This is a genomic window from Sphaerotilus sp., from assembly GCF_034519685.1.
GTDB lineage: Bacteria > Pseudomonadota > Gammaproteobacteria > Burkholderiales > Burkholderiaceae_C > Sphaerotilus.
The window spans coordinates 1,812,056-1,825,776 of record NZ_JAXHOF010000006.1 but is presented as its reverse complement, the minus strand read 5'-3'; the positions used below and the strand labels follow the sequence as shown (position 1 = coordinate 1,825,776).

The following is a 13,721-nucleotide window of genomic DNA, read 5'->3' as shown; positions in this document are numbered from 1 at the left end:
GCACACCACACCGACGCTCCATGACCGACGACGACCTGCTCCATCCGGACGACCTGCCGCTGGTGCTGCTCGTCGATGACGAGGTGCGCTCGCAGGACGCGATGCGCCGCACGCTGGACGAGGATTTCCGCATCCTCTGCGCCAGCTCCGCCGACGAGGCCCGCACGCTGCTGGAGCGGCACGAGGCGGCGGTGATCCTGTGCGACCAGCGCATGCCAGGGCTGACCGGCGTGGCCTTCCTGCGCGAGGTGCGCGAGCGCTGGCCGGAGACGGTGCGCATCGTGATCTCGGGCTACACCGACAGCGAGGACATCATCGCCGGCATCAACGAGGCGGGGATCTACCAGTACATCCTCAAGCCCTGGGTGCCGGACCACCTGCTGCAGACCGTGCGCCAGGCGGTGGAAGCGCGCACGCTGCAGCGCGGGGTGCACCGGCTGGAGCTGGACCTGCGCGCCGGCACGACCGCGCTGCGTGCCCGGCGCGGTGACCGGCTGGCGCAGGCGCGTGCGGCCTTCGGCTTCGACCGCATCGAGCGCGCGCCGGGCAGCCCGCTGGACGGCGTGTGCGAGATGGCGGCGCGGGTGGCGCGCTACGACCTGTCGGTGCTGGTGCTGGGCGAGTCGGGCACCGGCAAGGAGCTGCTCGGCCGCGCGATCCACTACGCCAGCCCGCGCGCCGAGGGGCCGTTCGTGCTGGAGAACTGCGCCGCCATCCCCGACACGCTGCTCGAATCCGAGCTGTTCGGCCACAAGCGCGGCGCCTTCACCGGCGCGTTCGAGGACCACGTCGGCCTGTTCCAGCGCGCCCATGGCGGCACCGTCTTCCTCGACGAGATCGGCGAGACCTCGCCCGCGTTCCAGGTCAAGCTGCTGCGCGTGCTGCAGGAAGGCGAACTGCGGCCGGTGGGGTCGCCGCGCCCGGTCCCGGTCGATGTGCGCGTGATCGCGGCCACCCACCGCCAGCTCGAAGACGAGGTGCGCGCTGGCCGCTTCCGCGAAGACCTGTACTACCGGCTGACCGGCATCACGCTGCACATGCCACCGCTGCGCGAGCGGGTCGGAGACATCGCGCCGCTGGCGCGGCGGCTGCTGCGCGAGGTGGGCGCCGAGCTGGGACGGCCGGGTGTCGTGTGGGCGGACGACGCGATGGGCGTGCTGATGGGCTATCCGTGGCCGGGCAACATCCGCGAGCTGCGCAACGAGATCGCCCGTGCCATCGCCCTCAGCGACGGCGAGCGCATCGAGGCCCGCGCCTTCTCGACCCGCGTGCTGCACGGCCAGGCCGGCCGCCACGCCGCCGCCCAGGGGCCGGGCAGCTTCGCCACGCTGCCGCAGACCGGCACGCTGCAGGAGCGGCTCGACGCGATCGAGGCGGTGGTGCTGCGTGAGGTGATGCTGCGCCAGCGCTGGAACAAGACCCGCGCGGCGGCCGAACTCGGGCTGTCGCGGGTCGGGCTGCGGGCCAAGCTGCAGCGATTCGGACTGGAGGACCGCCCATGAACAGGCCCATGAACGTGCTCTGGCTGCAGTCGGGTGGCTGCGGCGGCTGCTCGATGTCGCTGCTGTGCGCCGACACGCCGGATTTTCCGGGCCAGCTCGAACAGGCGGGCCTGCGGCTGCTGTGGCACCCGTCGCTGTCGCTGGCCGGCGGCGCCGAGCTGGTGGCGCTGCTGGAGGACTGTCTGGCGGGCCGGGTCGCGCTGGACGCGCTGTGCATCGAGGGCGCGCTGCTGCGCGGGCCGAACGGCACCGGGCGCTTCCATGTGCTGGCCGGCACCGGGGTGCCGATGATCGACTGGGTGCGCCGGCTGTCGGCGGTGGCGCGCCACGTCGTGGCGGTGGGCAGTTGCGCGGCCTGGGGCGGCATCACGGCGGCGGGCGCGAACCCGACCGACGCCTGCGGCCTGCAATACGACGACGACCGGCCCGGCGGCCTGCTCGGCGCCGACTTCCGCAGCGCCAGCGGACTGCCGGTGGTCAACGTGGCCGGCTGCCCGACACACCCGGGCTGGGTGCTCGACACGCTGATGGCGCTGGCGGCCGACCAGTTCGGCGCCGACGACCTCGACCCGCTCGGCCGCCCGCGCTTCTATGCCGACCAGCTCGTCCACCACGGCTGCACGCGCAACGAGTTCTACGAGTTCAAGGCCAGCGCCGAGAAGCCCTCGGACCTCGGCTGCATGATGGAGCACCTGGGCTGCAAGGGCACGCAGGCCCACGCCGACTGCAACACCCGGCTGTGGAACGGCGACGGCAGTTGCACACGCGGCGGCTACGCCTGCATCAGTTGCACCGAACCGGGGTTTCAGGATCCAGGCCACGCCTTCCACGCCACGCCCAAGATCGCCGGCATCCCGATCGGCCTGCCGACCGACATGCCCAAGGCGTGGTTCGTGGCGCTGGCCTCGCTGTCCAAGAGCGCGACGCCGAAGCGCGTGCGCCAGAACGCCACCGCCGACCACCTCGTCGTGGCGCCGCAGGTCAAGCGCACGCGGCTCAAGTGAGCGGCGGGCGGTCCGCGGTGTCCGCCGGGGTGTCGAGCAGCGCCAGCACCTCCTCGCACCAGCGCAGGCTGCCCTCCTCGTAGCGCAGGCCTTTCTGCAGGATCATGTGCTGCAGCGCCGCCGCCCGACCGAGCGGGCGGCCCGGCGGAAAGTCGCGCTGCGCCAGCATGCGGTAGAGGTCGAGCCGCTCGGCATGGCTGGCGATGCGCTGGCGCAGTTCGGCGCGCAGGTCGATCTCGCCGAGTGCGGCCTCCGCTCGCAGCTTGACCGAGAAGTCGTCGCGCAGGTCCGGCGGCGGTGTCGACTCGGCCGCCCAGCGCGCCAGCTCGGCACGCCCCGCCGGCAACACCTCGTACAGCCGCTTGCGCGTCAGGCCCGCGTCGGGCGCGGGCTGCGACACGATCCAGCCGGCCGCCTCCATGCGCGCGAGTTCGCGGTAGATCTGCTGGTGCGTGGCGTGCCAGAAGTAGCCGATGGACTTGTCGAAGCGCCGGGCAAGGTCGTAGCCGGACGAGGCCTTCTCGATCAGCGAAGTGAGCACGGCGTGGGACAGGGACATGCGGCGCAGTCTACGGGCCCCGGGAAAACCATGCAACCCGTTGCATAGTCACGGCGGCCTGCCTACACTGCGCCATCCATGCAACTGGTTGCATAGCAAGGACACGCCATGACGACGACCACCGCCTATCCCCACCTGCTCGCCCCACTCGACCTCGGATTCACCGCGCTGAAGAACCGCGTGCTCATGGGTTCCATGCACATCGGGCTGGAGGAGGCCAAGGACGGCTTCGCCCGCATGGCGGCGTTCTACGCCGAGCGCGCCCGTGGTGGCGTCGGCCTGATCGTCACCGGCGGCATCGCGCCGAACGACGCTGGCCGGCCGATGCCCGGCGGCGCCTGCATGACGACGCAGGCCGAGGCCGACAAGCACAAGGTCGTGACCCAGGCCGTGCACGACGCGGGCGGCAAGATCGCGATGCAGATCCTGCACTTCGGCCGCTACGCCTACCACCCCGAGCTGGTCGCGCCCAGCGCGCTGAAGGCGCCGATCAGCCCCTTCCGTCCGCGCGCCCTGACCGGCGAGGAGATCGAGCAGACCATCGAGGACTATGTCCGCGCCGCAGCGCTGGCCCAGAGCGCCGGCTACGACGGCGTGGAGATCATGGGCTCCGAGGGCTACCTCATCAACGAGTTCATCGCCGCGCAGACCAACCAGCGCGACGACGAATGGGGCGGCGCCTATGAAAACCGCATCCGCTTCGCGCTGGAGATCGTGCGCCGCACGCGGGCGCGGGTGGGTGCCGCGTTCATCCTGATCTTCCGGCTGTCGATGCTGGACCTGGTCGAAGGCGGCTCGACGCAGGACGAGGTCGTGCAGCTCGCGCAGGCGCTGGAAGCGGCCGGCGCCACCCTCCTCAACACCGGCATCGGCTGGCACGAGGCGCGCATCCCGACCATCGCCACCAAGGTGCCGCGCGCTGCCTTCGCCTGGGTGACCCAGGGGCTCAAGGGCAAGGTCGGCATCCCGCTGATCACCACCAACCGCATCAACACGCCCGAGGTCGCCGAGCGGGTGCTGGCCGATGGCATGGCGGACATGGTGTCGATGGCGCGGCCCTTCCTCGCCGACGCCGACTTCGTGCGCAAGGCCGCCGAGGGCCGCGCCGACGAGATCAACACCTGCATCGGCTGCAACCAGGCCTGCCTCGACCACACCTTCGGCGGCAAGATCACCTCCTGTCTGGTGAACCCGCGGGCCTGCCACGAGACGCTCCTGATCGAGCGCCCGGCCACGGCGAAGGCGCGGGTGGCGGTGGTCGGCGCGGGGCCGGCGGGGCTGGCGTTCGCGACGACGGCGGCGCGGCGCGGCTTCGACGTGACGCTGTTCGACGCGGGCCGCGAGATCGGCGGGCAGTTCAACATCGCCAAGCAGGTGCCGGGCAAGGAAGAGTTCTACGAAACCTTGCGCTACTTCGGCAAGCAGATCGCGCTGACCGGCGTGACGCTGAAGCTGAACCAGCGCGTCGCGGCGCAGGATCTGGTGGACGCTGGCTTCCAGCATGTCGTGCTCGCCACCGGCGTCACGCCGCGCACGCCCGACATCCCCGGCATCGACCACCCGAAGGTCGTCGGCTACCTCGACGTGCTGCGCGACCACTGCGCCGTGGGGCAGCGTGTGGCGATCATCGGCGCGGGCGGCATCGGCTTCGACGTGGCCGAATACCTGCTGCACGCGGGCACCAGCCCGAGCCTCGACAAGGCCAAGTTCTTCGCCGAATGGGGCGTGGACACGGCCTACGCCCAGCGCGGCGGCCTGACCCCGGCGCAGATCGAGCCGAGCCCGCGCCAGGTGACGCTGCTGCAGCGCAAGGCGAGCAAGGTCGGCGACGGCCTGGGCAAGACGACCGGCTGGATCCACCGCACCTCGCTGAAGAACCGGCAGGTCGAGATGGTGCCCGGCGTGACCTACCGGCGCATCGACGACGAGGGCCTGCACCTCACGGTCGGCGACCGTGAGATGACACTGCCGGTGGACACCGTCGTGGTGTGCGCGGGGCAGGATCCGCAGCGCGAACTGCAGGCCGCGCTGCAGGCGGCGGGCTGCAGCGTCCACCTGATCGGCGGCGCCGACGTGGCCGCCGAGCTGGACGCCAAGCGCGCCATCAAGCAGGGCACCGAGCTGGCGCTGGGCTTCGATCCCGCCGCCGCCGAGGCCCGCGTGCAGGCGGCGCCGGTCGCCACGCTGACCGAGCGCCTGCCGGCCGCCGTGGCGAAGAGCCTCGCGCACTGGCACACGATGGTGGCCCAGGGCGACCTGAGCGAACTCGGCGCGATCCTGCACCGCAAGGCGGTGTTCCGCTCGCCGATGGCGCACACGCCCTACCCCGGCGCGCAGGTGGTGCAACTGATCCTGTCCACCGTGGCCAAGGTGTTCGAGGACTTCACCTACCACCGCGAGATGGCCAGCGCCGACGGCCTGAGCGTGATGCTGGAGTTCAGCGCCAGCGTCAACGGCAAGTCGCTCAAGGGCGTGGACGTGATCCAGTTCGACGCCGAGGGCCGGATCACCGAGTTCGAGGTGATGGTGCGGCCGATGAGCGGGCTGCAGGCGCTGGGCGACGAGATGGGGCAGCGGCTGGCGCCGTACCTGGCCGCTTACAAAGCCGCAAAACCCGCGCCCTGAAACCGCGCAAGTGCGGTTAAACTGCACGCCGCCAGGAGAGAGCCGCGCCCCCGAGCCGGCCGCCGAAGGCGCAGAGGCCCCGTGAAACCGGGTTTCGAACGCTCAGGCAAAAGGACTGGCAAACGCCCCCGCAAGGGGCGTCACCTCACTGGAGAGAGGCCGCGCGGCGCTGGAGTCCATCCACACCGATCGTGGTCCACCGAAGGGGCAAGCGCGCCACCGGCACCACCGGGTTCGCGTCAATCTCTCAGGTAAAGCGGACAGCGAGGGCACCACCACCGTCATCGGTGGACCGATCCGTTCAAGATCCGTTGCCTTCGAGAGCCTGCCCATGTCCGCTGACACCCTGTCCACCACGCCGTCCCCGCTGCTGCAGACGCCGCTGCACGAACTCCATCTGGAACTGGGCGCCCGCATGGTGCCGTTCGCTGGCTACGCGATGCCGGTGCAGTACCCCGCCGGGATCATCGCCGAGCACCGCCAGTGCCGCGGGTCGGCCGCGCTGTTCGACGTGTCGCACATGGGACAGTTGCGCCTGGTCGGCCCGGACGCCGCCGCCGCGCTGGAAACGCTGGTGCCGCAGGACATGGTCGATCTGGGCCTGCTGAAGCAGCGCTACGCCTTCTTCACGAACGACCAGGGCGGCCTGCTCGACGACCTGATGGTCACGCGCCGCCCGGACGACCTGTTCGTCGTCGTCAACGCCGGCTGCAAGGACGCCGACACCCGCCACCTGATCGAGCGCATCGGCGCGCGCTGCGAGGTGATCCCGATGCCGGACCACGCGCTGCTGGCGCTGCAAGGCCCGAAGGCGGTCTTCGCACTGGAACGGCTGAACAAGGGCGTAGCGGCGCTGACCTTCATGAGCGGCGGCGCCTTCACGCTGGCCGGCGCCGACTGCTTCGTCACCCGCTCGGGCTACACCGGCGAGGACGGTTTCGAGATTTCCGTGCCGGCCGCGCAGGCCATCGCACTGGCGCGCGCGCTGCTGGCCGAACCGGAAGTCGCGCCCGCCGGTCTGGGCGCGCGCGACACGCTGCGCCTGGAAGCCGGGCTGTGCCTCTACAGCCACGACATCCACGAGCTGACCACGCCGGTCGAGGCCGGCCTGACCTGGGCGATCCAGAAGGTGCGCCGCCCCGGAGGCGCCCGCGCGGACGGCTACCCCGGCGCGGCGGTGATCGGCGCGCAGCTCGGCCAGGGCGCAGCGACGAAGCGCGTCGGCCTGACCGGGCGCGAGCGCACGCCGGTGCGCGAAGGCGCGGTGCTGGTCGATGGCCAGGGGCAGCCCGTCGGCCGCGTCACCAGCGGCACGGTCGGCCCCACCGTCGGCCAGCCCATCGCCATGGGCTACGTCGCGGCGACACTGGCCGTCACCGGCACTGAACTCTTTGCCGAAGTGCGCGGCAAGCGCGTGCCGATGCAGGTCGCGCCGATGCCCTTCGCACCTCACCGATACTTCCGCGGCTGAGGCGCTTGCGCTGCAACCGCCCCGCCTTTGATTTCAATCTTGATTGCCTTTCCCCAGGAGCCCTGACCATGTCCCTCAAGTTCACCGCCGACCACGAATGGATCAACGCCGACGACACCGCTGCGGCCGTGGTCGGCATCACGGTCCACGCCCAGGACGCCCTCGGTGACGTGGTGTTCGTCGACCTGCCCGCCGTCGGCGTCAGCTTCGCCCAGGGCGATGTCGCCGGCGTGGTCGAGTCGGTCAAGGCCGCCGCCGATGTCTACGCCCCGCTGTCGGGCGAAGTCGTCGAGGTCAACGAAGCGCTGCGCGACGATCCGTCGCTGGCCAACACCGACCCATTGGGCGCCGGCTGGTTCTTCAAGATGAAGCTCTCGGACGTGTCGCAGCTCGACGCGCTGATGGACACCACCGCCTACGACGCCCTCACCCAGGGCTGATCCACCACCGGTCTCACCCGGTCCCACCCCGATGCCCACGCCTGTGGCCGCGCGAAACCCGCCCGGCCCAGGCTGCGCCTTTGCCTGAACCGCCGCTCCGACACACCGCCGCCATGCCCCACACCGCCCTGCCCCGCCTCGCCGAGCTGGAGAACGCCAGCGAATTCACCGCCCGCCACATCGGTCCGGACGCGGCCGACGAGGCGCGCATGCTGGCGGCCATCGGCCCGGCCAGCCGCCGCGCGCTGATCGACGCCATCATCCCGCGCTCGATCGCCCGCCCCGCGCCGATGGACCTGCCCGCCCCGCTGACCGAGGCGCAGGCGCTGGCGGAGCTGAAGGCGCTCGCGGCGCAGAACCGCGTGCTGACCAGCCACCTCGGCTGCGGCTACTTCGGCACGCTGACCCCCGGCGTCATCCTGCGCAACGTGCTCGAAAACCCCGCCTGGTACACCGCCTACACGCCCTACCAGGCCGAGATCAGCCAGGGCCGCATGGAGGCGCTGGTCAACTTCCAGACGATGGTGACCGACCTGACGGGTATGGCGATCGCCAACGCCTCGATGCTGGACGAAGCCACCGCCGCCGCCGAGGCGATGACGCTGGCCGCCCGCGTGGGCAAGTCCAAGGCCACCCGCTTCGTCGTCGCGCACGACGTGCTGCCGCAGTCGCTTGAAGTCATCCGCACCCGCGCCAAGCCGCTGGGCATCACGGTCGATCAGGTGCATGCCACCGAGATCGCCGCCTCGCTGGCCGCCGCACCCGCGTTTGCGGTGCTGCTGCAATACCCGGGCGTCAACGGCCAGATCCGTGATCTGAAGCCGATCATCGACGCCGCGCACGCCGCCGGCGCCCTGGCCATCGTCGGCGCGGACCTGCTGGCGCTGACGCTGCTGGTCTCGCCGGGCGAGCTGGGCGCCGACATCGCCTTCGGTTCGACGCAGCGCTTCGGCATGCCGGTGGGCGCCGGCGGCCCGCACGCCGCGTATCTGGCGACGCAGGATGCGTTCAAGCGCTCGCTGCCCGGCCGGCTGGTCGGCGTCAGCGTGGACAGCCACGGCGCGCCCGCCTACCGCCTCGCGCTGCAGACGCGCGAGCAGCACATCCGCCGCGAGAAGGCCACCTCGAACATCTGCACCGCGCAGGTGCTGCCCGCCGTCGTCGCCAGCCTGTACGCCGTCTACCACGGCCCCATCGGCCTGAAGCGGATCGCGCAGCGCGTGGCCGTGCTGACCGCCATCCTCGCGGAGGGGCTGAAGGCGCTGGGCTGGACGCTGCTGCACGACACGGCGTTCGACACGCTGCACGTGGCCGTCGGCGACCAGCGTGACGCGCTGATGGCCGCCGCCGTCGCGGCCGGCCGCAACCTGCGCGCCGCCAGCGCCGACACGCTCGGCATCAGCCTGGACGAGACCAGCACGCGCGCCGATGTCGAGGCGCTGTGGGCCGTCTTCGCACAGGGCAAGGCCACGCCGACCATCGACCAGTTCGCCGACACGATGACACCGATGATCCCGGCCACGCTGCAGCGCAGCAGCGATTACCTGACACACCCGGTCTTCAACGCCCACCACAGCGAGACCGAGATGCTGCGCTACATCCGCATGCTCTCGGACAAGGATCTGGCGCTCGATCGCAGCATGATCCCGCTGGGTTCCTGCACGATGAAGCTCAATGCGACCTCGGAGATGATCCCGATCACCTGGCCCGAGTTCGCGAACGTCCACCCCTTCGCGCCCGCCGAGCAGCTTGCTGGCTACGCCGCGCTGAACACGCAGCTCACCGGCTGGCTCGCCCAAGCCACCGGCTACAGCGGCATCAGCCTGCAGCCGAACGCCGGCTCACAGGGCGAATACGCCGGCCTGCTCGCCATCATGGGCTGGCACGCCTCGCGCGGCGACGCCCACCGCAGAATCTGCCTGATCCCCGAAAGCGCCCACGGCACCAACCCGGCCTCGGCGCAGATGGCCGGGATGCAGGTGGTCGTCGTCAAGTGCGAGGCGGGCGGCAACGTCGATCTGGACGACCTGCGCGCCAAGTGCGCCAAGCACGCCGCCGACCTGGCCGCGATCATGATCACCTACCCGTCCACCTACGGCGTGTTCGAGCCGCGGGTGCGCGAGCTGTGCGAGATCGTGCATGCGCACGGCGGGCGGGTCTACGTGGACGGCGCGAACATGAACGCGCTGGTGGGGCTGGCCGCACCGGGCGAGTTCGGCGGCGACGTGTCGCACCTGAACCTGCACAAGACCTTCTGCATCCCGCACGGTGGTGGCGGGCCGGGCGTCGGGCCGGTCTGCGTGGTCGAAGACCTGGTGCCGTTCCTGCCGGGTCATGCGACGGCCGGTGAAACCCGCCCCGGGGGTGTTGGCGCCGTGTCGGCCGCGCCGCTGGGCAACGCGGCGGTGCTGCCGATCTCGTGGATGTACATCCGCATGATGGGCGCGGACGGCCTGAAGTCGGCCACTGAAATCGCGATCCTGAGCGCCAACTACATCGCCGCCCGGCTGGCCGACCACTACGACATCCACTTCAGCGGCGGCATCGACGGCGTGAAGGGCGGCGGCGTGGCGCACGAGTGCATCCTCGACCTGCGCCCGCTGAAGGACTCGTCCGGCGTCAGCGCCGAGGACGTGGCCAAGCGCCTGATCGACTACGGCTTCCATGCCCCGACGCTGAGCTTCCCTGTGGCCGGCACGCTGATGGTGGAGCCGACCGAGAGCGAGCCGCTGGCCGAACTGGACCGCTTCTGCGACGCGATGATCGCCATCCGCGGCGAGATCGCGCAGGTCGAATCCGGCGCCTGGCCGCGCGAGGACAACCCGCTGAAGAACGCCCCGCACACGGCGGCCAGCCTGCTCGCCAACGACTGGGGCCACGCCTACGCCCGCGAGACCGCCGCCTACCCGCTGGCGAGCCTGCGGCGCGGCAAGTACTGGGCGCCGGTAGGCCGCGTGGACAACGTCTATGGCGATCGGAACCTGTTCTGCTCGTGCTTGCCGGTGGGGGAATACGCAGGCGAGTGAGCCGGGGGCGTGGTGGCGGTGAGCTGGTGGTAGACCCCCTCGGCCACCGCCTGCAGTTGCCGCCGCCCGACCCGACCGGACAGCGCGTAGCCAAAGCCGTCCTCGACCCAGTAGAAGACCTCGACATCGCCTTCCCGGGCGACCTGGAAGGCGGTCAGCGTCTCGGCCGGTTTCGCACTGGCGGGCGCATCGCGGCGCACGTAGAGCGTCAGCCGCACGCCGGCCGCGTCCTGGTACATGAACTGCGCGACCGGCCCTTCCCCGGCGGCGAGCAGGCGACCGCCGAGCAGCTCGTAGCCGAACGCGGCGAGCTGCGGTGCGTGCAGCGGCGTGCCGAGCCGCTTCGACAGCCAAGCGACGAGGTGGTCGGCCTGCCGGGCGTCCACCTCGACCGGGTGGCGCTGCTCGGGCGTGTAGACCGCGTGGGCCAGCGCCGCGTCACGCGCCAGCCTCGGCCCGGAGGGCGCAGCAGCGGCGGCGAGCCGCGCGGTCTGCTGCCCGTCCTGCTGCCCCAGCCGATACCCCGCGCCACCCGCCAGCAGCCCCACCACGCTGCACACCAGCGCCGCCGTGGCCCAGCCGGGCACGCCACGCCGCCGGACCGGCGGCACGGGCGGCGCAGCCGGCGTCGGGCGCACCGGCCCGCGCGCCGCCGCGACCAGATGCAGCGGCAGCGGCTCGTTGAGCACATCGTCGAACCCCAGGTGCAGCGCGCGGTTCAGCGCCTGCCAGTCGCCCACCTGCGCCGCCGCGTCCGGGTGTGCGGCCAGCCACGCCTGCACCGCCAGCCGGCGCTCGGCCGGCAGCCGGCCGTCGGCGTAGGCCTGCAGTTCGTCGGGATCAATCTCGGCGTCCATCGTCACTTCACCACCCTCAGGGCACTCACGGTTCCAGCGCGTGCAGCCGGGTTTGCCAGCGCATCGCGCATCGCCGCCCGGGCGCGCGACAGCCGGGACATCACGGTCCCCACCGGCACGTCCAGCACCGCCGCGGCCTCCGCATAGCTGAATTCTTCCAGGCCGACCAGCAGCAGCACCTCGCGCTGCGCGAACGGCAGCCGCGCCAGCGCCGCCTCCAGGTCGCGCAGGCCGAGCGACTCCAGTTGCCCGCCGCTGACGGGCTGCGCGGCGAGCCGGGCGCCGGGGCCGTCCTCGTCGTCCAGCGAGTCGATGGGCGGCAACTGCCGGCGGACATGGTTCAGGTGAACGTTGTGCATCAGCGTGAACAGCCAGGCCCGCAGCCGCTCGGACGGGTCCGCCGGATCGCCCTCGGCCGGGGCACGCCACTGGTGCAGCCGCGCCCAGGCGCGCTCCAGCGTGTCCTGCACCAGGTCGTCGGCGCTGGCTGGATCGCCCGTCAGCGCCCGCGCATACCGCCGCAGGCGCGGCAGGTGGGCGATCAGGTCCGGCGGGTCGGCGGGCACGGGCATCGCGGCTCAGGGCCGTTCAGCTCACGGGCGGGCGACGCGCCAGACGTTGTTGAAACCGTCGCCGGTGGTGTCACCCGCCTTCATGTCCTTGACCCAGGTGTAGAGCGGCTTGCCCTTGTAGGCCCACTGGCGGCTGCCGTCATCACGGGTCACGACGCTGTAGTCGGCGGGCGCCTTGGCGTCGGCGGCGGCCATGAGCGGCGGCCAGTTCTGGGCGCAGGGACCGTTGCAGGCGCTGCGGCCGGCGGCGTCCTTGTCGAAGGTGTAGAGCGTCATGCCGGCGGCGTTGGTCAGCACGCCGCCTGCAGTCATGGCCGGCGCCGGCGGCGCCATCATCGCGCAGGCGCCCAGCGCCAGCGTCGCCACGACAGTGGCGGCCAGGCCGGCACGGCGGAAGGACAGAGGGGAAACGGACATCGAGGTCATGGCACGGACTCCAGGGTCAAGGTCAGGGGTCAGGTTGAGCGGGCTTGCCTCAGGGTGAACACAGCATGGCCGGGTTTCATTCCCTGCAACGCCAAAAAAAGCGCGCGACAATCCCCAGCCGACTGCTCCAGCCGACCGCCCCAGGTGCCCACGCCCATGATCCCGACCCCCACCCCCTCGCCCACCCGACAGCACTTCGCCAGCGACAACTACGCCGGCATGTGCCCGAACGCCGCGCGCTGGTTCATGGAGGCGCAGACCAGCGGCCACGAGCCCGCCTACGGCGACGACCGCTGGACCCTGCAGGTCTCCGAGGCGCTGCGGGATCTGTTCCAGACCGACTGCGACGTCTACTTCGTCTTCAACGGCACGGCGGCCAACTCGCTGGCGCTGGCCTCGCTGTGCCAGAGCTACCACTCGGTGATCTGCACGCCGGTCGCGCACATCGAGACGGACGAATGCGGCGGGCCGGAGTTCTTCTCGAACGGCTCGAAGCTGCTGGTGGCCGAGAGCGACAGTGCGGCCGCCCGGCTCGGCAAGCTCACGCCGGACGCCGTCGAGACGCTGGTCACCAAGCGCAACGACCTGCACTACCCCAAGCCCAAGGTCGTCAGCCTCACCCAGGCCACCGAACTCGGCACCGTCTACAGCGTCGAGGAGGTGCGCGCCATCGCCGCCATCGCCAAGCGCCGCCACCTGAAGGTGCACATGGACGGCGCCCGTTTCGCCAACGCGGTCGCCACGCTGGGCTGCCACCCGAGCGACATCACCTGGCGCGCCGGGGTGGATGTACTGTGCTTCGGCGGCACGAAGAACGGGCTGCCGATCGGCGAAGCGGTCGTGTTCTTCGACCGCGCGCTGTCCGAGGACTTCGCCTACCGCGTCAAGCAGGCGGGGCAGCTCGCCTCGAAGATGCGCTTCATCTCGGCGCCGTGGCTCGGCCTGCTCGAACACGACACCTGGCTGGCCAACGCGCGCCACGCCAACGCGATGGCGCTGCGGCTGTACCGGGCGCTGGACGGCGTGCCCGGTGTCCAGCGGCTGCACGAGCCGCAGGCCAACGCCGTGTTCGCCCGACTGTCGCCCGCGGTCATCGCCCGGGTCCAGGCGCAGGGCTGGCGCTTCTACCAGTTCATCGCGGGCGGTGGCTGCCGCTTCATGTGCTCGTGGGACACGACGCCGGAGTCGGTCGATGCCTTTGCCGCCGACATCGCCCGGGCCAGCGTCGGCGCCTGAATC

Annotated in this window: 11 protein-coding genes, 1 pseudogene and 2 riboswitches; of the genes and pseudogenes, 8 read left to right on the top strand and 4 right to left on the bottom strand. The window is 71.4% G+C overall.

All coding sequences use genetic code 11. The annotated features are described in order from the left end of the window. The first annotated feature begins 20 nt into the window (after window positions 1-20). The gene (locus tag U5O44_RS19230) at window positions 21-1,502 is read left to right on the top strand and encodes a sigma-54-dependent transcriptional regulator (protein ID WP_322590006.1); all 1,482 of its coding nucleotides are present in this window, start codon (window positions 21-23) and stop codon (window positions 1,500-1,502) included. Next, the gene (locus U5O44_RS19225; protein ID WP_322590005.1) at window positions 1,499-2,506 is read left to right on the top strand and encodes an NADH-quinone oxidoreductase subunit B family protein; all 1,008 of its coding nucleotides are present in this window, start codon (window positions 1,499-1,501) and stop codon (window positions 2,504-2,506) included. The genes U5O44_RS19230 and U5O44_RS19225 overlap by 4 nt, the downstream gene beginning before the upstream one ends. Here U5O44_RS19225 and U5O44_RS19220 read toward each other — a convergent pair. Further along, window positions 2,499-3,065 (bottom strand): PadR family transcriptional regulator, encoded by a 567-nt coding sequence (locus U5O44_RS19220; protein ID WP_322590004.1) that lies wholly within the window; start codon window positions 3,063-3,065, stop codon window positions 2,499-2,501. The two genes, U5O44_RS19225 and U5O44_RS19220, sit on opposite strands and share 8 nt — an antisense overlap. A 108-nt stretch (window positions 3,066-3,173) precedes the next feature. Here U5O44_RS19220 and U5O44_RS19215 point away from each other — a divergent pair. The 5 genes and pseudogenes from U5O44_RS19215 to gcvP all read left to right on the top strand — a co-directional run. Then, a pseudogene (locus U5O44_RS19215) lies at window positions 3,174-5,192 on the top strand (oxidoreductase); the annotation flags it as partial. Between the two features lie 111 nt (window positions 5,193-5,303). Further along, window positions 5,304-5,690 (top strand): nuclear transport factor 2 family protein, encoded by a 387-nt coding sequence (locus U5O44_RS23085; RefSeq protein ID WP_416222224.1) that lies wholly within the window; start codon window positions 5,304-5,306, stop codon window positions 5,688-5,690. Window positions 5,691-5,712: 22 nt separating this feature from the next. Beyond that, window positions 5,713-5,818, top strand: a riboswitch (glycine riboswitch). A 10-nt stretch (window positions 5,819-5,828) separates the two neighbouring features. Beyond that, window positions 5,829-5,964: riboswitch (glycine riboswitch) on the top strand. A gap of 57 nt (window positions 5,965-6,021) precedes the next feature. Continuing rightward, on the top strand, window positions 6,022-7,161 hold the full coding sequence (gene gcvT / locus U5O44_RS19210) for a glycine cleavage system aminomethyltransferase GcvT (protein ID WP_322590003.1): 1,140 nt from the start codon (window positions 6,022-6,024) through the stop codon (window positions 7,159-7,161). Between the two features lie 68 nt (window positions 7,162-7,229). Beyond that, a complete protein-coding gene (gene gcvH, locus U5O44_RS19205) occupies window positions 7,230-7,601 on the top strand; it encodes a glycine cleavage system protein GcvH (protein WP_322590002.1) in 372 nt (123 codons plus the stop codon). Window positions 7,602-7,714: 113 nt separating this feature from the next. Further along, window positions 7,715-10,627, top strand: a complete 2,913-nt coding sequence (gene gcvP / locus U5O44_RS19200; protein ID WP_322590001.1) for an aminomethyl-transferring glycine dehydrogenase — start codon at window positions 7,715-7,717, stop codon at window positions 10,625-10,627. Here gcvP and U5O44_RS19195 read toward each other — a convergent pair. From U5O44_RS19195 to U5O44_RS19185, 3 genes are read right to left on the bottom strand one after another with little or no spacing between them, the layout of a single operon-like run. Further along, window positions 10,567-11,484, bottom strand: coding sequence for an anti-sigma factor family protein (locus U5O44_RS19195; protein ID WP_322590000.1), 918 nt, complete (start codon window positions 11,482-11,484; stop codon window positions 10,567-10,569). The two genes, gcvP and U5O44_RS19195, sit on opposite strands and share 61 nt — an antisense overlap. A gap of 2 nt (window positions 11,485-11,486) precedes the next feature. Then, entirely contained in the window at window positions 11,487-12,056 is a 570-nt protein-coding gene (locus U5O44_RS19190; RefSeq protein ID WP_322589999.1) for an RNA polymerase sigma factor, read from the bottom strand. 21 nt (window positions 12,057-12,077) lie between these two features. Beyond that, window positions 12,078-12,482, bottom strand: a complete 405-nt coding sequence (locus U5O44_RS19185) for a COG4315 family predicted lipoprotein (RefSeq protein WP_416222198.1) — start codon at window positions 12,480-12,482, stop codon at window positions 12,078-12,080. A 156-nt stretch (window positions 12,483-12,638) separates the two neighbouring features. Between U5O44_RS19185 and U5O44_RS19180 the strand changes: the two genes are divergently transcribed. Then, complete coding sequence (locus tag U5O44_RS19180; protein WP_322589998.1) at window positions 12,639-13,718, top strand: threonine aldolase family protein; 1,080 nt, start codon at window positions 12,639-12,641, stop codon at window positions 13,716-13,718. Window positions 13,719-13,721 lie beyond the last annotated feature (3 nt).

Excerpts from the sequence above, each read along its gene's own strand:
- U5O44_RS19185 (WP_416222198.1), bottom strand. The coding sequence starts at position 12,482 with ATGACCTCGATGTCCGTTTCCCCTCTGTCCTTCCGCCGTGCCGGCCTG.
- gcvT (WP_322590003.1), top strand. The coding sequence starts at position 6,022 with ATGTCCGCTGACACCCTGTCCACCACGCCGTCCCCGCTGCTGCAGACG.
- gcvP (WP_322590001.1), top strand. The coding sequence starts at position 7,715 with ATGCCCCACACCGCCCTGCCCCGCCTCGCCGAGCTGGAGAACGCCAGC.
- U5O44_RS19195 (WP_322590000.1), bottom strand. The coding sequence starts at position 11,484 with ATGGACGCCGAGATTGATCCCGACGAACTGCAGGCCTACGCCGACGGC.
- gcvH (WP_322590002.1), top strand. The coding sequence starts at position 7,230 with ATGTCCCTCAAGTTCACCGCCGACCACGAATGGATCAACGCCGACGAC.
- U5O44_RS19225 (WP_322590005.1), top strand. The coding sequence starts at position 1,499 with ATGAACAGGCCCATGAACGTGCTCTGGCTGCAGTCGGGTGGCTGCGGC.
- U5O44_RS19190 (WP_322589999.1), bottom strand. The coding sequence starts at position 12,056 with ATGCCCGTGCCCGCCGACCCGCCGGACCTGATCGCCCACCTGCCGCGC.
- U5O44_RS19220 (WP_322590004.1), bottom strand. The coding sequence starts at position 3,065 with ATGTCCCTGTCCCACGCCGTGCTCACTTCGCTGATCGAGAAGGCCTCG.
- U5O44_RS19180 (WP_322589998.1), top strand. The coding sequence starts at position 12,639 with ATGATCCCGACCCCCACCCCCTCGCCCACCCGACAGCACTTCGCCAGC.
- U5O44_RS23085 (WP_416222224.1), top strand. The coding sequence starts at position 5,304 with ATGGTGGCCCAGGGCGACCTGAGCGAACTCGGCGCGATCCTGCACCGC.
- U5O44_RS19230 (WP_322590006.1), top strand. The coding sequence starts at position 21 with ATGACCGACGACGACCTGCTCCATCCGGACGACCTGCCGCTGGTGCTG.